Origin of the sequence: Luteococcus sp. H101, from assembly GCF_038433155.1 — a bacterium.
Lineage (GTDB): Bacteria > Actinomycetota > Actinomycetes > Propionibacteriales > Propionibacteriaceae > Luteococcus.
On the sequence record NZ_JBCDMW010000014.1, the window covers coordinates 56,688 to 80,865 of the forward strand.

The 24,178-nt window shown below is 69.1% G+C and carries 27 protein-coding genes; 11 read left to right on the plus strand and 16 right to left on the minus strand.

Features of this window, described 5'->3' with window-relative positions:
- Window positions 1-29: 29 nt before the first annotated feature.
- From AAEX60_RS05445 to AAEX60_RS05455, 3 genes are all read left to right on the plus strand, one after another.
- A complete protein-coding gene (locus AAEX60_RS05445; protein WP_342101736.1) occupies window positions 30-977 on the plus strand; it encodes a sunset domain-containing protein in 948 nt (315 codons plus the stop codon).
- Window positions 978-1,418: 441 nt separating this feature from the next.
- Window positions 1,419-1,892, plus strand: coding sequence for a hypothetical protein (locus tag AAEX60_RS05450; RefSeq protein ID WP_342101737.1), 474 nt, complete (start codon window positions 1,419-1,421; stop codon window positions 1,890-1,892).
- Window positions 1,889-2,548 carry a hypothetical protein gene (locus AAEX60_RS05455; RefSeq protein WP_342101739.1) on the plus strand — a complete coding sequence of 220 codons (660 nt, stop codon included), beginning with the start codon at window positions 1,889-1,891 and terminating at the stop codon, window positions 2,546-2,548. Before AAEX60_RS05450 ends, AAEX60_RS05455 begins: the two co-directional genes overlap by 4 nt.
- A 94-nt stretch (window positions 2,549-2,642) precedes the next feature.
- On the opposite strand, the gene qcrB is transcribed toward AAEX60_RS05455, so the two are convergent.
- From qcrB to ctaE, 4 genes are read right to left on the minus strand one after another with little or no spacing between them, the layout of a single operon-like run.
- The gene (gene qcrB, locus AAEX60_RS05460; protein WP_342101740.1) at window positions 2,643-4,304 is read right to left on the minus strand and encodes a cytochrome bc1 complex cytochrome b subunit; all 1,662 of its coding nucleotides are present in this window, start codon (window positions 4,302-4,304) and stop codon (window positions 2,643-2,645) included.
- Window positions 4,304-5,419 (minus strand): cytochrome bc1 complex Rieske iron-sulfur subunit, encoded by a 1,116-nt coding sequence (gene qcrA / locus AAEX60_RS05465; protein WP_446721268.1) that lies wholly within the window; start codon window positions 5,417-5,419, stop codon window positions 4,304-4,306. The genes qcrB and qcrA overlap by 1 nt, the downstream gene beginning before the upstream one ends.
- Complete coding sequence (qcrC, locus tag AAEX60_RS05470) at window positions 5,386-6,192, minus strand: cytochrome bc1 complex diheme cytochrome c subunit (protein WP_342101742.1); 807 nt, start codon at window positions 6,190-6,192, stop codon at window positions 5,386-5,388. The genes qcrA and qcrC overlap by 34 nt, the downstream gene beginning before the upstream one ends.
- 28 nt (window positions 6,193-6,220) lie before the next feature.
- Window positions 6,221-6,931: an aa3-type cytochrome oxidase subunit III gene (gene ctaE / locus AAEX60_RS05475; RefSeq protein ID WP_446721269.1), complete on the minus strand. Its 711-nt coding sequence runs from the start codon at window positions 6,929-6,931 to the stop codon at window positions 6,221-6,223.
- A 181-nt stretch (window positions 6,932-7,112) separates the two neighbouring features.
- On the opposite strand from ctaE, the gene AAEX60_RS05480 reads away from it, so the two are divergent.
- From AAEX60_RS05480 to AAEX60_RS05490, 3 genes are read left to right on the plus strand one after another with little or no spacing between them, the layout of a single operon-like run.
- A complete protein-coding gene (locus AAEX60_RS05480; protein ID WP_342101743.1) occupies window positions 7,113-7,532 on the plus strand; it encodes a response regulator in 420 nt (139 codons plus the stop codon).
- A complete protein-coding gene (gene trpD, locus AAEX60_RS05485; RefSeq protein ID WP_342101744.1) occupies window positions 7,532-8,569 on the plus strand; it encodes an anthranilate phosphoribosyltransferase in 1,038 nt (345 codons plus the stop codon). Before AAEX60_RS05480 ends, trpD begins: the two co-directional genes overlap by 1 nt.
- Window positions 8,570-8,596: 27 nt before the next feature.
- Window positions 8,597-10,054: a GuaB1 family IMP dehydrogenase-related protein gene (locus AAEX60_RS05490; protein WP_342101745.1), complete on the plus strand. Its 1,458-nt coding sequence runs from the start codon at window positions 8,597-8,599 to the stop codon at window positions 10,052-10,054.
- Between the two features lie 90 nt (window positions 10,055-10,144).
- Here the strand turns inward: AAEX60_RS05490 and AAEX60_RS05495 are convergent, their stop codons facing one another.
- The 11 genes from AAEX60_RS05495 to AAEX60_RS05545 all read right to left on the minus strand — a co-directional run bounded on the left by AAEX60_RS05495 (window position 10,145) and on the right by AAEX60_RS05545 (window position 18,185).
- Window positions 10,145-10,546 carry a cytochrome c oxidase subunit 4 gene (locus tag AAEX60_RS05495; RefSeq protein ID WP_342101747.1) on the minus strand — a complete coding sequence of 134 codons (402 nt, stop codon included), beginning with the start codon at window positions 10,544-10,546 and terminating at the stop codon, window positions 10,145-10,147.
- Entirely contained in the window at window positions 10,543-12,207 is a 1,665-nt protein-coding gene (ctaD, locus tag AAEX60_RS05500) for an aa3-type cytochrome oxidase subunit I (RefSeq protein WP_342101773.1), read from the minus strand. The genes AAEX60_RS05495 and ctaD overlap by 4 nt, the downstream gene beginning before the upstream one ends.
- Before the next feature lie 59 nt (window positions 12,208-12,266).
- Window positions 12,267-13,064, minus strand: coding sequence for an aa3-type cytochrome oxidase subunit II (gene ctaC / locus AAEX60_RS05505; protein ID WP_446721270.1), 798 nt, complete (start codon window positions 13,062-13,064; stop codon window positions 12,267-12,269).
- Between the two features lie 276 nt (window positions 13,065-13,340).
- Complete coding sequence (locus tag AAEX60_RS05510; RefSeq protein WP_342101748.1) at window positions 13,341-13,694, minus strand: HesB/IscA family protein; 354 nt, start codon at window positions 13,692-13,694, stop codon at window positions 13,341-13,343.
- A gap of 138 nt (window positions 13,695-13,832) precedes the next feature.
- The gene (locus AAEX60_RS05515) at window positions 13,833-14,765 is read right to left on the minus strand and encodes a glycerate kinase (protein WP_342101749.1); all 933 of its coding nucleotides are present in this window, start codon (window positions 14,763-14,765) and stop codon (window positions 13,833-13,835) included.
- Window positions 14,765-15,052: a PspA-associated protein PspAA gene (gene pspAA, locus AAEX60_RS05520; RefSeq protein WP_342101750.1), complete on the minus strand. Its 288-nt coding sequence runs from the start codon at window positions 15,050-15,052 to the stop codon at window positions 14,765-14,767. Before pspAA ends, AAEX60_RS05515 begins: the two co-directional genes overlap by 1 nt.
- Window positions 15,049-15,873, minus strand: coding sequence for a PspA/IM30 family protein (locus AAEX60_RS05525; RefSeq protein WP_342101751.1), 825 nt, complete (start codon window positions 15,871-15,873; stop codon window positions 15,049-15,051). The genes pspAA and AAEX60_RS05525 overlap by 4 nt, the downstream gene beginning before the upstream one ends.
- A 151-nt stretch (window positions 15,874-16,024) precedes the next feature.
- Window positions 16,025-16,330, minus strand: coding sequence for a DUF3349 domain-containing protein (locus AAEX60_RS05530; RefSeq protein ID WP_342101753.1), 306 nt, complete (start codon window positions 16,328-16,330; stop codon window positions 16,025-16,027).
- Window positions 16,330-16,647: a DUF3349 domain-containing protein gene (locus AAEX60_RS05535; RefSeq protein ID WP_342101754.1), complete on the minus strand. Its 318-nt coding sequence runs from the start codon at window positions 16,645-16,647 to the stop codon at window positions 16,330-16,332. Before AAEX60_RS05535 ends, AAEX60_RS05530 begins: the two co-directional genes overlap by 1 nt.
- Window positions 16,648-16,655: 8 nt before the next feature.
- Window positions 16,656-16,946, minus strand: a complete 291-nt coding sequence (locus AAEX60_RS05540) for a hypothetical protein (protein ID WP_342101755.1) — start codon at window positions 16,944-16,946, stop codon at window positions 16,656-16,658.
- Window positions 16,947-16,958: 12 nt separating this feature from the next.
- Window positions 16,959-18,185, minus strand: a complete 1,227-nt coding sequence (locus tag AAEX60_RS05545) for an inorganic phosphate transporter (RefSeq protein ID WP_342101756.1) — start codon at window positions 18,183-18,185, stop codon at window positions 16,959-16,961.
- 181 nt (window positions 18,186-18,366) lie between these two features.
- On the opposite strand from AAEX60_RS05545, the gene AAEX60_RS05550 reads away from it, so the two are divergent.
- From AAEX60_RS05550 to AAEX60_RS05560, 3 genes are read left to right on the plus strand one after another with little or no spacing between them, the layout of a single operon-like run.
- Entirely contained in the window at window positions 18,367-18,951 is a 585-nt protein-coding gene (locus AAEX60_RS05550; RefSeq protein WP_342101757.1) for a DUF3043 domain-containing protein, read from the plus strand.
- Between the two features lie 26 nt (window positions 18,952-18,977).
- Complete coding sequence (locus AAEX60_RS05555; RefSeq protein WP_342101758.1) at window positions 18,978-19,196, plus strand: hypothetical protein; 219 nt, start codon at window positions 18,978-18,980, stop codon at window positions 19,194-19,196.
- The gene (locus AAEX60_RS05560; protein WP_342101759.1) at window positions 19,193-19,495 is read left to right on the plus strand and encodes a hypothetical protein; all 303 of its coding nucleotides are present in this window, start codon (window positions 19,193-19,195) and stop codon (window positions 19,493-19,495) included. Before AAEX60_RS05555 ends, AAEX60_RS05560 begins: the two co-directional genes overlap by 4 nt.
- Window positions 19,496-19,498: 3 nt before the next feature.
- Here AAEX60_RS05560 and gcvT read toward each other — a convergent pair whose 3' ends face one another.
- A complete protein-coding gene (gene gcvT / locus AAEX60_RS05565; protein WP_342101760.1) occupies window positions 19,499-20,629 on the minus strand; it encodes a glycine cleavage system aminomethyltransferase GcvT in 1,131 nt (376 codons plus the stop codon).
- Window positions 20,630-20,754: 125 nt separating this feature from the next.
- Between gcvT and AAEX60_RS05570 the strand changes: the two genes are divergently transcribed.
- Both AAEX60_RS05570 and sucB read left to right on the plus strand, forming a co-directional pair.
- Window positions 20,755-22,269 carry a leucyl aminopeptidase gene (locus AAEX60_RS05570; RefSeq protein ID WP_342101763.1) on the plus strand — a complete coding sequence of 505 codons (1,515 nt, stop codon included), beginning with the start codon at window positions 20,755-20,757 and terminating at the stop codon, window positions 22,267-22,269.
- 82 nt (window positions 22,270-22,351) lie between these two features.
- Window positions 22,352-24,127: a 2-oxoglutarate dehydrogenase, E2 component, dihydrolipoamide succinyltransferase gene (gene sucB / locus AAEX60_RS05575; protein WP_342101765.1), complete on the plus strand. Its 1,776-nt coding sequence runs from the start codon at window positions 22,352-22,354 to the stop codon at window positions 24,125-24,127.
- Window positions 24,128-24,178 lie beyond the last annotated feature (51 nt).

A 24,178-nucleotide genomic window follows, 5' to 3' on the forward strand; every position in this document is an offset into this window, starting at 1 on the left:
GAGCCCTGTCAACGAACATCGGAGGAAACGTGACCCGAAAGCCCAAGCACGAGGCCGCCGCAGAGGATCGTACGGCCGTCGACCGCGCCGTTCAGCTCGTGGAGCAGGTTCTGGGAGTCACCAACCCGGTCCTTGGCCAGGCCGTCAAGGCCGCCGACCATGCCCGCCGCAATGCCGGCGAGCATGTGGCGCCCCTGGCCGAGCAGGCCAAGCACACCGCCGCCACGAAGGTTGCCCCGCTGGCCGCCACGGCCGTCGCCGTGGGAGCCGCCAAGAAGGAGCAGCTGCAGCCACACCTCGACACGGTTGCCGAGAAGGTGCAGCCCGCTGCCGAGCAGGCCCGCGCCAAGGTCCAGGAGGATCTGGTGCCGCAGCTGATGGAGCTGCTGCACCAGGCCGAGAATCACCCCGCCGTCAGCGAGGCCAGCAAGCGCAGCGCCGCCGCCAAGGCCGCCCTCAAGGGCGAGCTGGAGCTGCCGGAGAAGAAGAAGCGCAGCGTCGGCGGAACCGTCGCCAAGGTCGCCGCCGCCGGCACCCTGCTGGCCGCCGTCACCGTGGCCGTGCGCCAGTTCCTGGCCAGCAAGGACGACGCGTGGACCGCTCACCAGCCCAGCACCGCCTATGTGGCCGAGGAGCCGTCGGCGGACGAGGCCATGGACCGGGCCGAGACCGAGCCCGGCCAGCCGGCCCAGCGCGATGTGGAGTCCGAGCCGAACCCGCACGAGCAGATGAGCGCCGAGGGTGGCCCGGTGAACGGTGCCGAGACCGTCGCTGAGGACATCAACGTGCTCAACGAGTACGGTGAGGGCGCGTACGTGGGCGAGGAGCCGCCGTCGGGCTTCGACATCAAGGGCAATGAGCGCTCGATGAAGTTCCACACCAGCGACTCCGCCGGTTACGAGCGCACCATCGCCGACGTGTGGTTCAACTCGGTGGAGGCCGCCGAGAAGGCCTGTTTCACCCGCGCGCAGCGCTGACCCCGACGGCTGGGCTGACCCAGCCCGGCACCGAACCACGCTGAACCACGCCGTGGCGCCCGCTCCCCGATGGGGACGGGCGCCACGGCTGTTTGTTGGGGCCGAGCATTCCTCGCGCCGCGGGGCCACCACGCACGAAGGTGCCCCCGGCGAACCGTCAGGCGGAACGTCGCGCCGGAGCGCGCACAAAGCGCCCTGCTCTGCTCGACGTGTTCGGTCGAGGCCAGAGGGCAAGAATTCACCACCGGCCGGTTCACCAACTGGCGTGAGCATTCCGCGGAACCGGCCGGCGCCACGCCCCGGCCGGAGCCAAATCTTGGTCATCTGCCCCGGTGTTGTCCGGGTGTTGTCCATTTGTTGTCCGTGTTCTCCAACCCATGGCGCTGGGCCGCGAGACCCGAAAGGGTGGTGCTGTTCCACCACCCCACGAGGAGAACGACGATGTCCGCCACGAGCCCCGCCCACCAGGACTGGATCCCCGCCGCACCCTTCCGCGCCCATTTCCAGCTGCTGCTGGAACAGACCGGGCTGCCCTGGCGGGTGGTGGCGCTGGCCACCGGGGTGCCCGCCCGGCTGGCCCAGCGGCTGGCCCTGGCCCCACCCGGGCGGGACCGGATCCGTCGAGCCGACGCCCTGCGCCTGATCACCGTCGGACCCGACGACCTGCTGCGGCTCGGGGACCAATCGGTCGCCTGCCGGGCGGCGGGTCGACGGCTGGCCGCCCTCGCCAAGGACGCCGGACTGGACACGATGGAGATCGCGCGGGTCAGTGGCCTCACCCCCAACCTCGCGCACCAATTGCTGACCGACCGCCTGCACCGGTGCTCGCGGCTGACCCTGCTGCGGGTCCAGGCCTGTTGTGACCAGTTGGAGGCGGTGCCCGGGGCCGCCCCCAGCCGGATCCCCGCGGCATGAGCCCCGCCGGGCCGCTGCTGTGCAGCGCCGCCGGCGCCGCCCTGGCGGGGCTCGCGATGGGTCTGGTGGTCCCCCGCCTGCCCGAGCCGCCGCCGACGCCACCCGACGGCTGGGCCAAGCCCCGCTATGCCACCCTGGGCACCGCCCGACACGTCGCCCTGGTGAGCGCGGCGGGTGGGGTGGCCGGCGCGGTCGTCGGGCTGCAGCCCAGTGTCCAGTGGCCCCTGCTGCTGGCCCTGGCCGGCCCCGGCGCGGCCCTGGTGGGCGTCGACGCGCTGACCACCTACCTGCCGCTGGGGCTCACCCGCTGGTGCTGGGTGCTGGCCGGCGTGGGGCTCGCGGTGGCCGGGCCCGGGGTGGTGCCGCGGGCAGCCCTGGCCGGGCTGGCCACCGCGGCCCTGTTCTGGCTGGTCTGGCGGCTCGGGGCGGGGCTGGGCTTTGGCGACGTCCGGCTCGCTCCCCTGGTGGCCCTGTCCGGCGCCGTCGACTCCTGGACGGCCTGCTACCTGGCCCTGCTGTTCGGAAGCCTCCTGGGGGTTTCCTGGGGCCTGGTGACGACGCTGTGGCGACGCCACCATCCGCACCCGCTGGGAAACGTCTTCCCCTATGGCCCCAGCCTCTGGTTGGGGCTGTGGCCCGCACTGCTGCTGGCCTGACCCCCCACCAGTTCGACAACGGCAAGGGCGGGGAGCCCGGTTTCCCGGGGCTCCCCGCCCTTGCCGTTGACTACTGCTGGGGCTCTGACCTCGCTCAGTGCGTGGGCAGTGCCGGCACGTCGTCGTCGTGATCGTCGTGATGATGCTGGGCATCCTCGATCTCGGCTACGGTCGGCTTGGCGATGTCGTCGCCCACCAGGAAGCGGCTGGCCCGGGCCCGCTTCTTGCTGACGCCGTCCTCGCCCTCCTCCAGCATCGAGTACTCCTTGTGCTGGGTCAGGGTGAAGGCCTCGTCCTCGCTGATCGGCGCGTGCGCCTCGGAGTAGGTGCCCTCCGGGCTGCGCTCGATGATGCCGCTCTCCGAGCCGTGCAGCACACGCTCGGCGTCGCGACGCTGCAGCGAGAGGCAGATCCGCTTGGTGACGAAGAAGGCGATCACCGGGGCGATGAAGACGGCCGCCCGCAGGAAGTAGGTGATGGCATTCAGGCTCACGCTGAAGTGGGTGGCGATGATGTCATTGCCACCGCCCAGCCAGAACATGGCATACCAGGTCATGGCGGCCACGCCCAGCGCGGTGCGGGTCGGGGCATTGCGCGGCCGGTCCAGCAGGTGGTGCTCGTCCTTGTCACCGGTGATCCACTGCTCGATGAAGGGCCACAGCGCCATCGCGGTGAACAGGATGCCCATCAGGCCGACGCCGGGCAGGAAGATGTTCCAGCTCCACGTGGTGCCGCCGATGTGGCTCTCCCAGTTCGGGATGATGCGGATGGCACCCTCGACCCAGCCCATGTACCAGTCGGGCTGGGAACCGGCGGTGACCTGGGCCGGGTTATAGGGGCCGAACTTCCAGACCGGGTTGATCTGCATGAAGGCGCCCATCAGCACCGAGACGCCGAAGACGACGAAGAAGAAGCCGCCGGCCTTGGCCATGTACACCGGGAAGAGCGGGTAGCCGACCACGTTCTGCTCGGTCCGGCCGGGGCCGGGGTACTGGGTGTGCTTGTGGTAGACGATCATGCTCATGTGGGCGGCAACCAGGCCCAGCAGGATGGCCGGGAGCAGCAGGATGTGCGCCATGTAGAGCCGCGGGATGATCGCGGTGCCGGGGAACTCGCCACCGAAGACGAAGAACTCGGCCCAGGTGCCGATCAGCGGGATGGAGCGGATCAGGCCGTCGGCGAAGCGCAGGCCGGTGCCGGACAGCAGGTCGTCGGGCAGCGAGTAGCCCGCGAAGCCCTCGATCAGACTGAGCGCCATCAGGCCGACACCGATCAGCCAGTTCAGCTCACGCGGCTTGCGGTAGGCGCCGGTGAAGAAGATGCGCAGGGCGTGCGCCACACCGCCGGCGATGAACAGGATCGCCGCCCAGTGGTGCACCTGGCGGACCAGCAGACCACCGCGGATGTCGAAGCTCAGGGTCAGGGTGGACGCCATCGCCTCGGACATCGGCACGCCACGCAGCAGGGCGTAGGAGCCGTGGTACTCCACCTCGGTCATCGACGGCCGGAACCAGATGGTCAGGAAGATACCGGTGATCAGGCAGACGATGAAGGAGTACAGCACGATCTCGCCCAGCAGGAAGCTCCAGTGGTCCGGGAAGATCTTGCGCAGGTTGTGCTTGCCCAGACGGGCGAAGCCAAGGCGGTCGTCGAACCAGGTGTAGGCGCCGCCGCGCTTGGCGGTGATGTGCTTCGGGGTGGGCGTCCTGGGCTCGAGGGAGTCGGAGTTCCCGGCGACGTCAGCGGGGCGGGCCATCAGTTGTCACCCTTCTTGTAATCCTTGCGCGAGTCGCGCTCGAAGTAGCTGGGACCCACCGGGACGGTGAAGTCGCTGCGGGCCACCAGATTGCCCTCGGCATCGGTGGTGATCGGCAGCTGCGGCAGCGCACGCGCGGCCGGGCCGAAGACCACGACGCCGGAGTCACCCAGGTCGAAGGTCGACTGGTGGCAGGGGCACAGCAGGTGGTGCGACTTCTGCTCCCACAGCGAGATCGGGCAACCCACGTGGGTGCAGATCTTGGAGTAGGCCAGGATGCCGTTGACCTGCCAGTCCTTGCGGCTCTCGGGCACCTTGATCGAATCAGGGTTCATCCGCACGATGATGATGGCCGCCTTGGCCTTGGCCCGGTTGAAGGCCACCGGATCCTCGTGCATCAGGTGCTCCAGCACCTCGGGCTCGGCGTTGACCAACTGGCCGATCTCCATCTCCGCGGCCTTGATGGGCTTGAAGGTGATGTCGTTGACCAGCTTGACACCCTCGGCCCAGACCGTCTTCTCGATGGTCGCGGCGCGGGTGCCCTTGCCGGGGTGCGGGCCCATGTCGGCCAGCGTCACCACGGCGGGAATGGCCACCAGACCGGCGGCACCGGCGAGCATGCCGCCGATCACCTTGCGACGGCCGATGTCGGAGTCCTTGACGCCGGCCGCCCAGGCCTCGGCCATCTCGGCCTGGTCCTCGGGGCTGGAGGCAATCGGGTGACGCAGATCGATGACCTCTTCGTCATTCATCAGCTGCTTGGCCCAGTGGATGCAGGAGAAGCCGATCAGCAGCACGGCCAGACCGCCGGTCAGGCCGAGCAGGACCGTCTGGGCATTGCTGTGCAGCGGGCCGAAGCGCAGGATGTCACTCTTCGGGACGGCGAAGTAGATCACCACGAACAGGATCGAGCAGAGCATGGACAGGGCCAGCATCATCACGATCTGGCGCACCACGCGGGCGGCCTTGCCGGGCTCGACGTCGGTGTAGCGCTCGACGTGCTCTTCCAGACCGGGATCCGCGATGGGGTGGTACTCCACCTGGTCCATCATCGGGCCGGTCGTTTCAAGATCTGTTGACTTCATCGGGCGCGAGCCCCCTTCTTTGCGAGCCACATGGCGACGAGCACGAGGCCACCGATACCGAGGATCCAGCCCCAGAAGCCCTCGGCCACCGGGCCGATGCCGCCCAACGCCAGACCGCCGTGCTGCGGCTGCTGCTCGGTGGCGGACAGGTAGCCGATGATCTCCTTGACATCCTGGTCAGGCAGGGCACCCTCGCTGAACAGCGGCATCTGCTGCGGGCCGGTGCGCAGGGCCTCGTAGATGTGCTTGGAGGACACACCCTGCAGCGACGGGGCGTAGGCGCCGCTCGGCAGGGCACCGCCACGACCCTCGATGTTGTGGCAGGCGGAGCAGTTGGTGCGGAAGAGCTCGCCACCGCGGGCGATCTCCTCGTCGCTCAGGCCGGCCGGGGAGTACTTGCTCTCCTCCGGGACGGCCGGGCCGGCACCCAGCGAGGCGACATAGGCGCCGATGGCGTCGATCTCACCCTGGGTGTACTCCGGGGCGCTGTTGCGCGGGGCCTGGGCGGCCGGCTTCGCCATGGGCATGCGACGAGTGCCCATCTGGAAGTCGACGGCGGCCGCACCGACACCGATCAGCGACGGGGCCTGGCTGGAGCCCTCACCGTTGAGGCCGTGGCAGGAGGAGCAGGTGACGTCGTACAACCCCTTGCCCTGCACCACCTGCGGGTTGGTGTTGCCGTCGGCGGCCGACTGCGGAGCGGGGGTGACCACCGAGTACACGGCGCCCATCAGGAACAGGGCGAGCAGCAGGGTCAGCGGCTTTGCCGCCGGGTGCCTGCGCCGCGAGGACAGGAATCGCACTTCGATCGCCTCTCTGTGTACGGGTGGGTTAGTTGGGAAGCAGGTAGATGACCGCGAACAGGATGATCCAGATCACGTCAACGAAGTGCCAGTAGTAGCTGATCACCATCGCACTGACGGCCTGCTCGTGGGTGAAGGTGCGCGCCATGTAGGTGCGGCCCAGGACGAACAGGAAGGCCATCAGGCCACCGAAGACGTGCAGGCCGTGGAAGCCCGTCGCCAGGAAGAAGGCGGACCAGTAGACATTGGTGCCGATGTTGAAGCCCTCACCGAACAGCGTGAAGTACTCCCAGATCTGGCCGGCGACGAACACGGCGCCCATGATGAAGGTCAGGATGTACCACTCGCGCATGCCCCACTTGAAGATGCTCAGCGGGCCGCCGGAGCGCTTCACCTTGCCGTGTTCGGCCGCCATCACCCCCAGCTGGCAGGCCACCGAGGACAGCACCAGGATGGACGTGTTGACGGCCGCGAAGGTGGTGCCCAGGTGGTGCGAGTTGGCCGCGAACAGGTTCTCCTGACCAGCCGGCGTGTTGCCGGTGGTGAACTCCCGGATCATGAAGTAGGCGGCGAACAGGGCCGCGAAGAACATGAGCTCGGAGGCCAGCCACACCCAGGTTCCGAGCGGAACCATGTCGGGACGTCCCTTGGGCGCGTGCAGGCGCGAGGGGGCAATGGGGTGCACTGCCCCCACGGGCTTGGCGGAAACGGCGCTGGTCGCATGCGGTGAAGTAGCCACGGGAGCATTATTGCCGCAAAAACATCTTTTGGCACGTCGAATGCCAGCCGTGGACGGATTCATCCCAAAGCGCCGCCCACAAGGGGGTGCCGCCTCCACTGATGGGGCGCGGTAGCATGCAGCCAAAGACCCGCTGCCATGGGCAGCCCAGACCGGCTCGACGAGGGAACAAGGATCACCGATGAGCGACGAGAACCGCGGCGCGCGCACGCTGAAGGTACTGCTGTACTCCGACGACCGCAGCACGCGGGACAATGTCCGGCTGGCTCTGGGGCGACGGCTGGCCAGTGACCTGCCGGAGATCGAGATCTTCGACACCGCGACCGCGCCTGCCGCCCAGAAGGCCGTTGCCGGCGGCGGTTTCGACTTGCTGATTCTGGATGCCGAGGCTGTTCCGTTGGGCGGAATGGGGCTCAGCCGCCAGTTCAAGGACGAGCTGACCGACTGCCCGCCGATCGTTCTGCTGGTGGCCCGGGTGGCCGACGCGTGGCTGGCCACCTGGTCCAATGCCGACGCCATCGAGCCGCTGCCGGTGGACCCGATCCGACTGCCCCGCACCGTCGCCGAGGTGGCGCGCAAGCGGTTGGCGACCACCGTCTGATGGCCTCGCCCACCTGGCCGGACCTGCTCACCGGCCTCGTCGAGGGACGGGACCTGACCGCCCAGCAGACCGCCTGGGCGATGGACGAGATCCTCACCGGCAATGCCGCCCCGGTGCACATCGCCGGCTTCGCCGTCGCATTGCGCGCCAAGGGCGAGACGGTGGAGGAATTGCGGGGTCTGGCCGACGCGATGACCGCCCACGCCACGCCCATCGACCTGCAGACCGAGGCGGTGGACATCGTCGGGTCCGGCGGAGACCGGGCCAACACCGTCAATGTCTCCACCATGGCGGCGGTCACCGCGGCCGCCGCCGGCGCGCGGGTGGTCAAGCACGGCAACCGCGCGGCCTCGTCCATGTGCGGCACCGCCGACTGCCTGGAGGCGCTCGGGGTGAAGTTGGAGGTCAAGCCCAACCGCCAGGCCGAGGTGCTGGAGCGGGCCGGGATCGTCTTCCTGTTCGCGCCGCTCTACCACCCGTCGCTGCGCTATGCGGCCGGTCCGCGCAAGGAATTGGGGATCCGCACCCCGTTCAACCTGCTCGGCCCGCTCACCAACCCGGCCCGGCCCAGCGCCCAGGCGATCGGCGTGGCCGATCCGCGGGCCGCCGAACTGATGGCCGGTGTGCTGGCCGCCCGGGGTTCCCGCGGACTGGTCTTCCACGGCGGCGACGGCCTGGACGAACTCACCACGACCACCACCAGCGATGTCTGGCTGATCCGCGACGGGCGGGTGGAGCGCACGGTGCTGGACCCGGCCGAACTCGGCCTGGCCCCGGCCCAGCCCCAGGACCTGGTGGGCGGCCCCCCCGAGCACAATGCCCAGGTGGCGCGGGACGTCTTTGCCGGCCAGACCGGCCCGGTGCGTGACATCGTGCTGGCCAATGCGGCGGCGGCACTGCTGGCCTATCGGGGAGTGGAGCTGGACCAGCCGCTGGCTGGCCAGATGCTGGACTGCCTGGCGGACGCCGCGCGCGTCCTCGACGACGGCTCCGCCACCGCGCTGCTGGCCGACTTCGTGGCGGCCACCAACGCCTGAGGTTCCCCCTGTTGGCAAGATGGTGCCGTGAGATTCCTGACGGACAAGCCCAGCTATGACCTGACCTACAACGACGTCTTCATGGCGCCCAACCGCTCCGCGGTGACCAGCCGACGAGACGTCGACCTGACCTCCACCGACGGGGTCGGCACTCCCCTGCCCCTGGTGGTGGCCAACATGACCGCGATCAGCGGCCGTCGGATGGCCGAGACCATCGCCCGGCGGGGCGGCATCGCGATCCTGCCGCAGGACATCCCGACCGACTTCGTCCGCAAGGCGATCGACCGGGTCAAGGGCGCGCACACCGTCTTCGACAGCCCGGTCCGGGTGGCTCCCACCACCACCGTCGGCGAGGCGATGGCCCTGGTGGGCAAGCGCGCCCACGGGGTGGTGATCGTCGTGGACGACGGGGCGCCGGTGGGCATCGTCTCCCCCACCGAGGCGGCCGGCGTGGACCGCTTCGCCCAGGTGCACGAGGTGATGACCACGGACCTGACCCTGGTGGACCCCGAGGACAGCCCCGAGGAGATCTTCGACACCCTGTCCGCCCATCACCAGAAGGTCGCGCTGGCCACCCAGGACGGGCAGCTGCTGGGGCTGATCACCAGCCGGGGCGCCCTGCGAGCGGCCCTCTACCGACCGGCTCTGGACCCCGACGGCCAGCTGATGGTGGGCGCGGCGGTCGGGATCAACGGGGACGTGGCAGGGCGGGCGCAGCGCCTGCTGGAGGCCCGGGCCGACGTGCTGGTGCTGGACACCGCCCACGGTCATCAGGAGAAGATGCTGGAGGCGCTGGGCGTGGTGGCCCGGGTCCGCGACGCCCATGCCGCGGCCACCGGCCGCCGGATCCCGATGGTGGCCGGCAATGTGGTCACCCCCGCGGCCGTGCTGGACCTGGCCGAGGCCGGGGCCGACGTGTTGAAGGTCGGGGTGGGGCCGGGCGCCATGTGCACCACCCGGATGCAGACCGGCGTCGGGCGTCCTCAGTTCTCCGCGGTGCTGGACTGCGCGGAGGCCGCCCGCTCGGTGGGTCGTTCGGTCTGGGCCGACGGCGGGGTGCGCCACCCCCGCGACGTCGCCCTGGCCCTGGCGGCCGGTGCCGGCAGCGTGATGATCGGCTCCTGGTTCGCGGGCACCCATGAGTCCACCGGCGACCTGCTGACCGACGCCACCGGGCGGCAGTACAAGGAGTCCTTCGGGATGGCCAGCGCCCGCGCGGTGAAGTCCCGCACCCGTCAGCAGTCGGCCTTCGACCGGGCCCGGGCAGCGCTCTTCGAGGAGGGCATCTCCAGCTCCAAGATGTATCTGGACCCGGCCCGGCCCGGCGTCGAGGACCTGGTGGACTGGATCACCTCCGGCGTGCGCTCCGCCTGCACCTATGCCGGGGCCCGCACCCTGCGGGAGTTTGCGGAGAAGGCCGTGGTGGGGGTGCAGAGCCCATCGGGCTACGACGAGGGCCGCCCGCTCGCCCAGAGCTGGCAGTAGGGCCAAGGAGTCCTGCCTCTCGGCGCCCGACGCATGCCAAAGGCCCCCAGGAAGATCCTGGGGGCCTTTGCCGGGTGCTTGCGTCGAGCCTCAGTGGGCGTAGTCGCCGCGGTAGAACTCGAAGACCCAGCCCGAGACGGCCCAGATGCCCATGCCGAAGGCCATGATGGAGAGCCACCAGCCGAAGATCGGGCCCAGCAGCATCAGAGAGGCCACCAGGGCAACCCAGAAGGGCCAGATGCTGTGCGGCGGGAAGAAGCCCAGCGCACCGGCACCGTCGGCGATGGTGGCATCGGCAATGTCGGACAGCGGAGTGTCGTTCTTCGCCCCGACCACGGCCAGGTAGCCGGAGATCATCAGGGACATGGCGGCCGAGAGGGCCAGCACGAAGAAGCCCACCCACTCCATCTTCGCGAAGACGAAGAAGTAGACCAGGGCGCAGGTCAGGTAGAAGACGCCCAGGAAGCCGAAGATATTGCGTTCAACCTTCATCGGAGTTCACCTGCATTCTGCTTGGCCTCGGCGGACTCGGCCTGCACCATCTTGGCCTGCAGGCCGGTGTCGGCGTGGTCGGCCAATTCGGGGTGGTTAGCGTCGAAGGCCGGGTACGGGGAGCGGACACGCGGCAGCGTGCTGAAGTTGTGCCGCGGCGGCGGGCAGCTGGTGGCCCACTCCATCGAGCGGCTCCAGCCCCAGGGATCGTCGACCTCGACCTTGGGGGTCTTGAAGGACTGGTAGACGTTGATCAGGAAGGGGATGAAGGAGACGCCCAGCAGGAAGGAGCCGAAGGTGGAGATCTGGTTCAGGAAGGTGAACCCGGTGCCCGGCAGGTAGTCGGCGATCCGTCGCTGCATGCCCTCGACACCCAGCCAGTGCTGCACCAGGAAGGTGGTGTGGAAGCCGATGAACAGCAGCCAGAAGTGCGCCTTGCCCAGGCCCTCGCCCAGCATGTGGCCGGTGATCTTGGGCCACCAGAAGTAGTAGCCGGCGAACATCGCGAAGACCACGGTGCCGAAGAGCACGTAGTGGAAGTGCGCCACCACGAAGTAGGTGTCGGAGACGTTGAAGTCCATCGGCGGGCTGGCCAGGATGATGCCGGTCAGGCCGCCGAACAGGAAGGTGGTCAGGAAGCCGATCGCCCAGGTCATCGGCATCTCGAAGCTGAGCGAGCCGCCCCACATGGTGCCGATCCAGTTGAAGAACTTCACACCTGTCGGGACGGCGATGGTGAAGGTCATGAAGCTGAAGAAGGGCAGCGAGACCGCGCCGGTCACGAACATGTGGTGGGCCCACACCGACACCGACAGGGCGCCGATGGAGATGGTGGCGAAGACCAGGCCGACGTAACCGAAGACGGGCTTGCGGCTGAAGACCGGCAGCACCTCGGTGATGATGCCGAAGAAGGGCAGCGCGATGACGTAGACCTCGGGGTGGCCGAAGAACCAGAACAGGTGCTGCCACAGGATGGGGCCACCGGAGGCGGCGTCCAGGATGTGCGAGCCGAGGATTCGGTCACTGGCCAGCACCAGCAGGCCGGCGGCCAGCACCGGGAAGACCACGATCACCATGATGGAGGTGACCAGGATGTTCCAGGTGAAGATCGGCATCCGGAACATGGTCATGCCGGGGACGCGCATGCTGATGATGGTGGTGATGAAGTTCACCGAGCCGAGGATGGAGCTCAGGCCCAGCAGGTACAGACCCATGATCCACAGGTCACCGCCGACGCCGGGAGAGTTCAGCGCATTGGACAGCGGCGCGTAGGCGAACCAGCCGAAGGAGGCGGCGCCGTCCGGGGTGAGGAAGCCCGAGCAGGCCATCAGCGAGCCGAACAGGTAGATCCAGTAGGCAAACATGTTCAGCCGCGGGAAGGCGACGTCGGGGGCACCGATCTGCAGCGGCACCAGGTAGTTGGCGAAACCGGCAAACAGGGGCGTCGCGAACATCAGCAGCATGATGGTGCCGTGCATCGTGAACATCTGGTTGAAGGTCTCGTGGGTCATGTACTGCATGCCCGGGCTGGCCAGCTCGGCCCGGATGGCCAGGGCCATCAGGCCGCCGATGCCGAAGAAGATGAAGCTGGTGATGAAGTACAGACGGCCGATCTTCTTGTGGTCGGTGGTGGTGAAGTAGTCCATGAACAGCTTGCCCATGGAGTGCTCACGGCGCCGCACCTGCACTGCAGGCGCGCCCGTGGTGCGCTGAAGGGTGGTCACTTCTCTTCCTCCTTGGCGGGAGCGGACGGGAGGGCGGAGGCGGCCGACGGACCCGTCAGCTCACCCGTCTGGCCCTTGTCGACCAGACCCTTGACGTATGCGTTGTACTCCTCCTCGGTCACCACGTGCACGGTGAACAGCATCGCGGCGTGGTAGGTACCGCACAGCTCCGCGCACTTGCCGTCGAACTTACCGAGCTTGGTGGGCGTGATGTCGAAGGAGTTGGGGTGGCCGGGGATCGCGTCCAGCTTGAAGTACCAGGCCGGAACCCAGAAGGAATGGATCACGTCGGCGGAGGTCAGGTTGAAGCGGATCGGCTTGTTCACCGGCACGTAGACGTCCGGGATCTTCTCGATGGTGCCGCTCTCATGGGCGATGGCGCCGATCTGCTGGTTGTCCTTCTCCATGTAGTTGAAGGTCCAGGACCACTTCTGGCCCACCACGTTGATGGTGTGGGCCGGCTCGGTCTTGGCCAGCACCCGGTTCTCGGCCTTCACCGTGTAGAAGAAGAGCACGATGATGATCAGGAAGGGGACGATGGTGTAGAGAACCTCGAGCGGCACGTGGTAGCGAGTCTGGTGGGGCACCATGTTCTTCTCGCTGCGACGGAACTTCACCATCGAGTAGAAGATCAGGCCCCAGACCAGCACACCGATCACGGCGCAGGCGATCCAGGCACCGATCCACAGGTCACCCATGTACGGAGCGCGGTCGGAGGCGGGCTCGACCATGCCGACCCGGGCCCACTGGCCGCGGCCGGGTTCCGTGCTGCAACCGGCCAAGCCCAGGAGCACTGCGCTTCCCAGAGCGAGGGTCGCAGCCTTCGTTGACCTGCGGCGCCACCCGTTGAGTTCATGACCCACGTCAATGCCCTTCCAACCGTGTCCGGCTCCCCACACGGGGAGTGGGGCGCGAAGCCCCGACTGATGAATCGGCCAGCACCGGGTCGACGTCGAGAAATGCACAGACGACGGCCCATGGCCGGTTCGCCCAAAGACTAACCCAAAACCAGCCGTCCCGTCGCATCTGTTCTATGCGACGGGACGGCTGGTTTGGTTGGTGGGTTGGACTCAGTGGAAGGAGTCTCCACAAGCGCAGGAGCCCTGGGCATTGGGGTTGTCGATGGTGAAGCCCTGCTTCTCGATGGTGTCGACGAAGTCGATGGTGGCGCCGGACAGGTAGGGGGCGCTCATCTTGTCGGTCACCACATTCACGCCGTCATAGGTCTTGACCACGTCACCGTCCAGCTGGCGCTCGTCGAAGAAGAGCTGGTAGCGCAGGCCCGAGCAGCCGCCCGGCTGCACGGCCACCCGCAGGGCCAGGTCATCGCGGCCTTCGGCCTCCAGCAGGGACTTGACCTTGCCGGCGGCGACGTCGGTGAGCACAATGCCGTCGGTGGTGGGCTGGATGGAGATATCGGTCATCAGGTCCTCCTGGAAGGGAAAGTTCAGCTGTTCAACGCCGGTGGGCGTGGCCCTTATTCCCGACGGGATGCCCCCACGATACCCGAGGAGGTCTCCGGGACAATTCCCGTCGGCCGGCGCACTCGTCAGGACCATGGCTCACCAGGACCAGGTGCGTGCCACCGGGCGGGCGGCCGCGGTGATCCCCTGCTGGTCGAGCCCACCGCCGTCGCGGGCCAGGGAATAGCCCTCCTCGATCCCCATGGTGCGCAGCTCCCGCGCGGAGATCCAGTTGCGGCGGGCCAGGGCAACCACCGGGCGGCTCGCCTGCTCGGCCAGGTCCGTGACCAGCGGCAGCAGGTCCCCGCCCTTGGTGCCGAATTCCAGTTCGTCATAACCGGTGACCACCAGGTCACACCGTCGCGCGGTGTGGGCCAGGCCGGCCAGCCGGGCACACTCGGCGGGGCCGGTCACCACATCACCACCCAGAGCCAGGACCGCGGCCCCCAGACCGCCCACGGCGCCGGCACCCGGCGCCGTGCCCAGCGAGGGATCCCCCAGCTCGGCACACCAGTCCACCAGTTCCTGGTCCGCGGCCAGCAGCTCGCCGGGATGGGCCCCGCTGGCATGCATGCCGGCGGCGGTGATCCCCCGCAGGCCCGTCAGGTGCAGCCCGGCCTGGGCCGCGGTGGTGACCAGGTGGATCGGGACGCCGGACAGCTCAGCCCGAACCGCCTCGATGGCGCGCCAGAAGCCCGCTCCCCCATCCGCCCAGTCGAAGTCCGGCACCTCCAACCAGATCTCGGGCACCGGCTGGGCCCGGGCCGCCGCGTGCGCAACCGCGGCGGCCAGCTGGACGCCAACGGCCTGCGACCCGGCCGGGTCACCCTCCCCGGCCGTGACCAGCAGGGCCAGGCCCGCGTCGCGGCCCTCGGTCAGGTCCGTCCAGGCCTGGGCAAAACCCTTGCCGGTTTCGCCAATCGGCACGACGGCACACTGCGCACCCAGCTCCGCCCAGGCCCGGGCCATGGCGGCCCCGGTCTGGGCGGAGGTGAGGTTGGCGAAGGCGCCGGTGCAACACAGGACGCGCATCAGCCGGGGATGAGCCCCTCGGTGCTGCCGTTCTCGTCCAGGAAGGCCCGCACCTCGTCCAGGGTGGCGGAGGCGTCGGGCACGATCAGGTCGGACTCCACCAGCTCCTCGTCGCCGAGGTGCTCGCCGGAGCGGATCTGGTCCAGCAGCAGACCCAGCGCGGCCTGCAGGCCGGTCTGGTCGTCGGCCTCCAGGGCCGCCTGCACATGGTCGTCGACGTCATTGAGGTTGGCCAGCTGCTGCTCGTCCAACCGCCACTGGCCCTCGCCCAGGATCCGGATGATCATGCCTGCTCCCCCTCCTGCGGCTGGGGCTGCTGGGCCGGCTGCTGCGGCGCGGCCTGCGGGGCCTGGGCCGCCTGGCCACCCTCGATGGCCGGGGCCGGCTTGTTCGCGGGCGCGATCTCCCCGCTCACCTTGGCCTTGAGGGCCGCCAGCTCGTCCTCGACCTGGCTGGTGGAGGCCAGCTGGTCCAGCTCCCGGGTGATGTCATCCTTGTAACCGCCCACCGGATCCTCCAGGGCGCCGGAGGCCAGCAGCTCGTCGATGGCGCCGGCGCGGGCCTGCATCTGCTGGGTCTTGTCCTCGGCCCGCTGGACGGCCAGGCCGACGTCACCCATCTCCTCGGAGATGCCGCTGAAGGCCTCATTGATCCGGGTCTGCGCCTCGGCGGCGGAGTAAGTGGCCTTGATGGTCTCCTTGCGGGTGCGGAAGGCATCCACCTTGGCCTGCAGCCGGGTGGAGGCGCGCACCAGCTTCTCCTCCTCGGCCTGCAGCTGGGCGTGCTGGGCCTGCAGGTCACCCAGCTGCTGCTGCAGCCCGGACTTGCGGGTCAGCGCCTCGCGGGCCAGGTCCTCACGGCCCTGCTCCAACGCCTTCTGGGCCTGCAGGGTGAGCTTGTCCACCTCGCCATTGAGCTGGCTGGCCTGCAGTTCCACCCGCTTGCGGCTGGTGGCGACGTCGGCGACGCCGCGGCGCACTTTCTGCAGCAGGTCCAGCTGACGCTGGTAGGAGTAGTCGAGGGTCTCGCGCGGATCCTCCGCGCGGTCAAGGGCCTTGTCCGCCTTGGCCCGGAAGATGGTGGAGATCCTCTGGAAAATGCCAGCCATGTGCTGTTCGGTCCTTCCGCTCGGAGTGCGCCGACTCCTCGGCACAGCGTCGGGCACCAGCTTAGGGGCATGCACAAGCAGATCCCGGGCGCAGGGGCTGGTCTTCAGCCGCACACCCGGGACCTTTCAGGGTCATTCGCTGGCGCAGGGGTCAGGCTTCGTCGCGCCAGTTGGGGTTCTCCACCCACCAGCCGGCCTCGTGCAGCCGCCGGGAGACCCGGTCCAGCTCCTCGACGCTGGGCAGTTCGTCGGTCAGCTTCAGGTAGCCGGTGCCGACGTCGATGTGGTCGGCCGGAACCAGGCCCTCGGCGGTGAGCTCCTGACCCAACGCGCTGATCTCCTCGGGGGTCAGCCGCCGCTTGAGCACCGCAACCAAGGGGATGTAGTCACCGTCGGGGATACCCTGCGGGTAGCCCGCCTTGAGCCAGCCGAGAACCCGGTCCAGGTAGCCGAACATCACTCCTCCGTCGGCTCCGGCATGGAGGTGTGCGGCCAGCCAGCCGCCTCCAGCCGTTCCAGCACCCGGAGCACGTCCTCCCGGGAGGGTTCCTCATGCACCGTCTCCCGGATGGCCTCCCGCACCCGCTCCTCCGGGATGGCGCTGCTGATCCCACCCTCGCCCCGGTGCAGTTCCAGCACCAGGTATTCCACCTCTTCCTCGGTGAGGTTGCGGTGCAGCACCCCGAACAGGGCGATGTAGTTGGACTGGTCGATCCCCTGCGGATAACCGGCGCGCAGCCAGCCCAGGATCTTGTCCAGCGGGTTCTTCGGCATGTACGGCCCTACTTCTTGATGAACGTGGGGATGACGTGGGCGAAGGAGACCTTGTAGCCCAGTCCGGAGGAGACGACGATCGAGATGCCCATGGCGATGCTGAGCAGCACCAGGGCGAAGCACAGGTAGCCGACCAGCTTGCCGACCGGATGCCCGGCCGCATGGCTGGTCTCGGCATCACCACCGACCCCATAGGCCATCGCGCGGATCCCGACGGAGAACAGGGCGGGCAGCCCGGCACCGACCAGCAGGCCGATCAGCAGCACCTGGAGGATGGCGGAGACGAAGATCTGGAACATGTGCGCTGCCTCTCAGTGGGCGACGGGAGTGACACCGGGAGCGGGGCTTGCCTCGGCCCCATCCTCCCAGTCATCGTTGACATTGTGCGCACTGACCGGCTTGCGGCGCGAGTGCAGGAAGAAGTAGCCGGACAGGCCGACCAGGATGGCGAAGACCGCCAGCACACCGAGGTAGCCGGGCAGCAGGTCCCCGATGAAGTAGCAGGCGGCGCCCACGAGCCCGGCCGCGGGCAGGGTGATCAGCCAGGCGCTGACCATCCGCAGGGCCACGCCCCAGCGCACCTCGGCGCCCTTGCGGCCGATCCCGGTGCCCAGGATGGAGCCGGTGGCGACGTGGGTGGTGGACAGCGCGAAGCCCAGGTGGCTGGAGGTGAGGATCACCGCGGCCGACGAGGCCTCGGCGGCCATCCCCTGCGGGGAGCTGATCTCCACCAGGCCCTTGCCCAGGGTGCGGATGATCCGCCAGCCGCCCAGGTAGGTGCCCAGGGCGATCGCGAAGGCGCAGGCCACCTTGACCCAGGCCGGGATGGAGCTGGTGCTGGTCCAGTGGCCCGACGCGATCAGGGCCAGGGTGATCACACCCATGGTCTTCTGCGCGTCATTGGTGCCGTGCGCCAGGCTGACCAGCGAGGCGGTGCCGATCTGGCCCCAGCGGAAACCGCGCTCCTTGTAGCGCTCTGCGACGCCCTCGGTGATCCGGTAGACCAGCCAGGTGCCGCAGGTGGCCACCAGTGCCGCGATCACGGGCGAGGCCAGGGCGGGCATCACCACCTTGCCCAGCACGCCGTCGAGCTTGCTGCCGTCGCCCGCCCAGTTGACACCCTTGAGGCCCAGCGCCACCAGCGTCGAGCCGACCAGGCCGCCGAACAGCGCATGCGAGGAGCTGGAGGGCAGGCCCAGCAGCCAGGTCAGCAGGTTCCAGGTGATGCCGCCGACGAGTCCACAGAAGACGATCATCAGCAGCAGGTGACCGTTGTCTGCCAGGTATTCGGTCTTGGGGGCTCCGGTCTTGTCCTGGATCTTGATCACGGCATTGGTGACCGTCAGGGCCACCTCCACCGAGAGGAAGGCACCAATCAGGTTGAGTACCGCGGAGAGGGTGACGGCGGTCTTGGGCTTGAGGGCGCCGGTGGCGATGGAGGTGGCCATCGCATTGCCGGTGTCATGGAATCCATTGGTGAAGTCGAAGGCAATGGCCGTGACGACGACCAGGCCGAGCAGCAGGAGTTCTACGGTCACTCCCGCCATCTTTCCCGCCTATACCACCCAACACAAGCCGCAAGATGAACAGCAGATGAACCGAGCCGCTCCCAGCGGGAAAGACTTGTCCACGGTGGTGATTTATCCCACATGCGGCGGGGCCGTAGGATTGGGCGAACGCAACCCGAGACCGGGCCACCCGAGACGACGAGGACGAGACGTGGGACTGCTCCGACGCTACGAACAGGGCGACAACCGCCATTCGACCCCGGACAAGGCTGTCCAGACGCCGGAGCCGACCGTCGACCCGCGCCAGCCGCAGAAGAAGGGCACCCGCACCCCCACCCGGGCCGAGGCCGAGGCCGCCCGGATGGCCCGGCTGCACCCGACGCTGACGCCCAAGGAGGCCAAGAAGGCCCAGCGGAAGGCGGACCGGGAGCAGCGGCTGCGCAGCCTGGATGCGGCGGAGAACATCCCCGAGCGCAAGCTGGCCCGGGACCACGTCGACTCCCAGCTGACCATCACCGAGTTCACCATCCCGCTGATGCTGGTGATCATGGCCGTCAGCCTGGCCTTCGGCCGCAACTACCAGGTGCAGCAGGCCACCAGCCTGGCGATGATGACCATCTTCGTGCTGTGGATCGTGAACATCACGCTGCGCTGGCGTTCCTTCAAGCGGATCGCCCTGGAACGCGGGCTGCGCCCCAAGCAGCGTGGCCTGATGATGTACCTGATCAACCGGATGATGACCATCCGCAGCCTGCGGCGCCCCCAGCCTCGAATCGGCCGCGGCGAGAGCTACTGAGACCGCACAATCCTGAGGAGAAGGCGATGAGCTACCTGTGGACCGCAGAGCTGGCCCCCGGCGCCGAGGCCAGCGAGGATGACCTGGCCGGAGCCGGCGTCGGCAAGCGCTTCGAGGACCAGGCGACGGCCGAGGCCTGGCTGGGCGAGTACTACGAGGACCTGGCCGACCTGGGCGTGACCAGCGTCAGCCTGTTCGAGGAGGACCGCCTGGTCTACGGCCCGATGTCCCTGGACGAGCAGTGAGCCGACGCCAACTGGCCCATGCCCTGCTGATCCTGGCCGGGCTGGGACTGATGGCCTTCGGGATCTGGCGGGTCGCCAGCCCGGACGTGACCTGCCGGGGCGTGCCGATGGGTCCCGGCGACGTCTGCCACAAGAACGACTTCAGCAAGCTGGGCAGCGAGCAGGTGCAGAGCTATGAAGAGCGCCGACATGCCGCCCGGCTGTCCCAGCCCGTGGTGATCGTGCTGGGCGCCGGGGTGGCCGCCTTCGGGACGGCCCTGCTGGCCGCGGACCGGCGGCGAAGCCAGCCCGCGGCCTGAGGCTCAGCCCTCGCGCACCTCGGGAGTCACGAAGGGCGGCTTGACCAGCCGGAACTTCTCGGTCCGGTTGCGGATCTGCACGCCCACCTCGTCGCCCAGCTGGAACCGGACATCCACCAGCGCCAGCCCGATCCCCTGCTTCAGGGTGGGCGAGAAGGTGCCGCTGGTGACCACGCCGACGGCCTGGCCCTCGGCGTCGACGACCTCCATGCCGTGCCGCGGGATCCCCCGCCCCACCGCCTCCAAGCCGCGCATCCGCCGGGCCGGCCCGGCGGCCTTGAGCTCGCGCAGCACCTCCGAGCCCAGGAAGGGTTCGGTCTTCTTCCAGCCGACGGCCCAGGACAGACCGGCCTCGACGGGATTGATCTCGGGCGTGATGTCGTTGCCGTGCAGGGAATAGCCCATCTCCGTGCGCAGCGTGTCCCGCGCGCCCAGGCCACAGGGCCGGATCTGGTGGGGCTGGCCGGCGGCCATCACCTCGTCCCAGATCTCGAGGGCGTGATCGGTGGGCACCACCAGCTCATAGCCCTTCTCCCCGGTGTACCCGGTGCGACACACGGTCATGCTCCACCCGTCGCGCCGGACCACCTCGAAGGCCATGTAGTCCATGGTGGTGGGCAGGCCCAGGGTGGTCAGCACCTGCTCCGAGAACGGGCCCTGGATGGCCAGCACCGCGTGATCGGTGTGCTGGTTGACCACCTCCAGGGGTTCCAGCGGGTTGGCGGTGCGGTCGGCCTCGGCCATCTCGCTCAGGATCTGCACCACCTGGGTGGTGTTGGCGGCATTGGGGATCAGGAAGACCTCGTCCTCGCTCTTGACGTAGGCGATCAGGTCATCGGTGACGCCACCCTGCTCATTGCACAGCATGGTGTACTGCGCCTGCCCGGGGCCGATCTTGTGCAGGTCATTGGCCAGGCACAGGTTCAGGAAGTCGACGGCACCGTGGCCGCGGACCACGGCCTTGCCCAGGTGGGACACGTCGAAGATCCCGACCCCGTCGCGCACGGCGTGGTGCTCGGCCAGCACACCTCCACCGGCATATTCCAGCGGCATCTCCCAGCCGCCGAACTCGCCGAACTTGGCCCCCGCCTCGACGTGTCGTTCGTGCAGGGGCGAATGCAACATCTCGGGCATGGAATCTCCTGTTCCTCGTGGACAGCGGCACTGCTTCGCCCAAGCTACCGGACCGCCGGACCGGGAACTGTCACTGGGCTAGCCTGAACCAGTAGTTGTCGACGTCGTCAGAAAGGTCCACGCCAGTGTCTGTTACCCGCGTGCCCAGCCCCCTCACCCGGGGCGCCGCCCTGCCCACCGTCGAGGCAGCCGCCACCGCGCCCACCGAGGCCGACTTTCTGGTGGTGGGTGTCGGCGGCACGGAGGACGCACCCCAGCTGGTGGGCGTGCGGGCGGCCGTGGACCAGCAGGTGACGGGTTCCCTGCTGGAGCTGGCCCGTGACCTGGGCGCGAAGCCCGAGGCCGGGGCCGTGGCGATCCTGCCCCGCTACGGGGCACAGGTGCTGGCCGTCGGGCTGGGCAGCGACCCGCTGGAGCCGGAGCAACTGCGTCGCAGCGTCGGCGCGGCGCTGCGCCAGGCCGTCTCCCGGGCGGGCGAGCGTGCGCTGCACGTGGCGCTGAGCCTGGAGACCGCCGAGGCCGAGCTGGTGCGGGCCGCCGTCGAGGGTGCCCTGCTGGGCGCCTACCAGTTCGGCAAGGTGGGCGCCGAGACCACGCCGCGGCTGGGCCGGTTGACGGTGGTCACCTCCCTGTCCGGCACGGCCGCCAAGCAGGCGCTGGCCGAGGCCCAGGCGGTGGCCCAGGCGGTGCTGGTGGCCCGGGACTGGATCAACACCCCGGCCAATGTGCTCTACCCGGAGAGCTTCGCCGCCGACGTGCGGGAGCTGGCCAAGGGCACCAAGCTGGAGGTTGAGGTGCTGGACGAGAAGCAGCTGGCCAAGGAGGGCTACGGCGGCATCCTGGCCGTCGGCGGCGGTTCCGAGCGCAAGCCCCGGCTGGTGCGGGTGGAGCACAAGCCGCGCGGCGCCAAGAACCACCTGGTGCTGGTGGGCAAGGGCGTCACCTTCGACTCCGGCGGCCTGAACCTGAAGACCGCCGAGGGGATGTACACCATGAAGTGCGACATGTCCGGTGCGGCGGCGGTGCTGGCCGCCACCCAGGCGATCGCCGAGCTGGGGCTGGGCGTGCGGGTGACCTGCTACGCCTCCCTGGCGGAGAACATGCCCTCGGGCGCGGCCTACCGCCCCAGCGACGTGATCACCATGTACGGCGGCACCACGGTGGAGAATGCCAATTCCGACGCGGAGGGGCGGCTGGTGATGGCCGACGCCCTGGCCCGCTCCCAGGCGGACCAGCCGGACCTGGTGGTGGACGTGGCCACCCTGACCGGCGCCTGCATGGTGGCGCTGGGCAACCGGATCGCGGGCCTGATGACCTCCGACGACGCCACCGCGGACCTGGTGCTGGACGCGGCGGAGACCGCCGGGGAGGAGTTCTGGCAGCTGCCGATCCCGGAGCACATTCGCAAGGGCCTGGAGTCCGACGTGGCGGACGTGAAGTCCAGCGGCAAGCGGCTGGGGGGAGCCCTGGCCGCGGCCGCCTTCCTGCAGCGCTTCGTCGCCGAGGACGTGGCCTGGGCCCACCTGGACATCGCCGGGCCCGCCTTCAACGACGAGTCCCCCTATGACTACGTCCCGAAGGGTGGCACCGGCCATGCGGTGCGCACCCTGGTGGAACTGGCCCGCAGCTTGCAGAGCTGAGAGCGAACCGGCTGTGCTGCGGGGCGGTTGAGGGCTAGGCTGGCGAGGACAATCCATGGACTTGCAAAGGAGCCCCATCCTCATGGCGACCGAAGTCACTCTTCCCGCCCTTGGTGAAAGCGTCACCGAAGGCACCGTCTCCCGTTGGCTGAAGGCGGTCGGAGACCGTGTTGAGGTCGACGAGGCCCTCGTCGAGGTCTCGACCGACAAGGTCGACACCGAGATCCCGTCCCCCGCAGCCGGCGTCGTGCTGGAGATCCGCGTGGCCGAGGACGACGTCGCCGAGGTGGGCGCCGTCCTGGCCGTGATCGGTGAGGAGTCGGAGGCCGGCGCTGCCGCCGCGCCCGCCCCCGCCGCCCCGTCCACCGAGAAGCCCGTCGAGAACGAGCAGCCGGCCGACGACACCGTCGAGGCCCAGGCCGAGGCCAACCAGACCGAGGCCGCCCCGGCCGACCCGTCGGCCGCGGAGCTGCCAGCGGGCGGCGCCGAGGGCACCGAGGTCACCCTGCCCGCGCTGGGCGAGTCCGTCACCGAGGGCACCATCAGCCGCTGGCTGAAGCAGGTGGGTGAGACCGTCGAGGCCGACGAGGCCCTGGTGGAGGTCTCCACCGACAAGGTGGACACCGAGATCCCCTCCCCCGTGGCCGGCACCGTGCTGGAGATCCGGGTCAAGGAGGACGAGGTGGCCGAGGTTGGCGCCGTGCTGGCCATCGTCGGCGACGCCTCCGCTGCTCCCGCTGCCCCGGCCCCCGAGGCGGCACCCGCCCCCGAGGCCGCACCCGAGCCCGAGCCCGAGGCGGCTCCCGAGCCGGAGCCGGCCCCGAAGCCGGAGCCCAAGGCCGAGGCGCCCGCCGCTCCCCCGGCTCCCGCCGCCCCGGCTGCCCCGGCCGCTCCGGGCACCACGCCCGAGCCCTCCGGCGAGGCCGGCCCCTATGTCACGCCGCTGGTGCGCAAGCTGGCCGCCGACAACGGGCTGGACCTGAACGAGATCACCGGCACCGGCGTGGGTGGCCGGATCCGCAAGCAGGACGTGCTGGCCGCCGCCGAGGCCAAGTCGACCCCGGCCGCTCCCGAGGCCCCGGCAGCGGCTCCCGCCGCCGCCCCGTCGGCCCCGAAGTCCGCCCCCAAGGGCGCGGACTCCAGCAAGCGTGGCACCACGGAGAAGATGAGCCGGCTGCGCCAGACCATCGCCAAGCGGATGACCGAGTCCCTGCAGAACTCGGCCCAGCTGACCGCGACGGTCGAGGTGGACCTGACCAAGATCTCCCAGCTGCGCGCGGCGCACAAGGAGGACTTCAAGAAGCGCGAGGGCGCCTCGCTGAGCTACCTGCCCTTCATCACCAAGGCCGCCATCGAGGCGCTCAAGCAGTTCCCCTTCGTCAACGCGACGATCGAGGAGAACGAGGTCACCTACCACGACGCCGAGCACATCGGCATCGCGGTGGACACCGAGAAGGGCCTGTTGGTCCCGGTGATCAAGGATGCCGGCGACCTGAACATTGCCGGGTTGGCCAAGAAGATCGCCGACCTGGCCGCCCGCACCCGGGAGAACAAGGTCACCCCCGACGAGCTGGGCGGTGGCACCTTCACCATCACCAACTACGGCTCGGCCGGCACCCTGTTCGACACCCCGATCATCAACCTGCCCCAGGTGGCGATCCTCGGCACCGGCGCGCTGGTCAAGCGCCCGATGGTGATGGACGTCAATGGCGCGGACGTGATTGCGGTGCGGGACATGATGTACCTCTCGCTGACCTATGACCACCGTCTGATCGACGGGGCCAAGGCCGCGCTCTTCCTGGCCGCCGTGAAGGCGCGTCTGGAGGAGGGCGACTTCGCCGGCGAGTTGGGCCACTGATCCCGGCCACCCGCTGACCTGCCCCCGGGCCCGCATCCACGTCGGATGCGG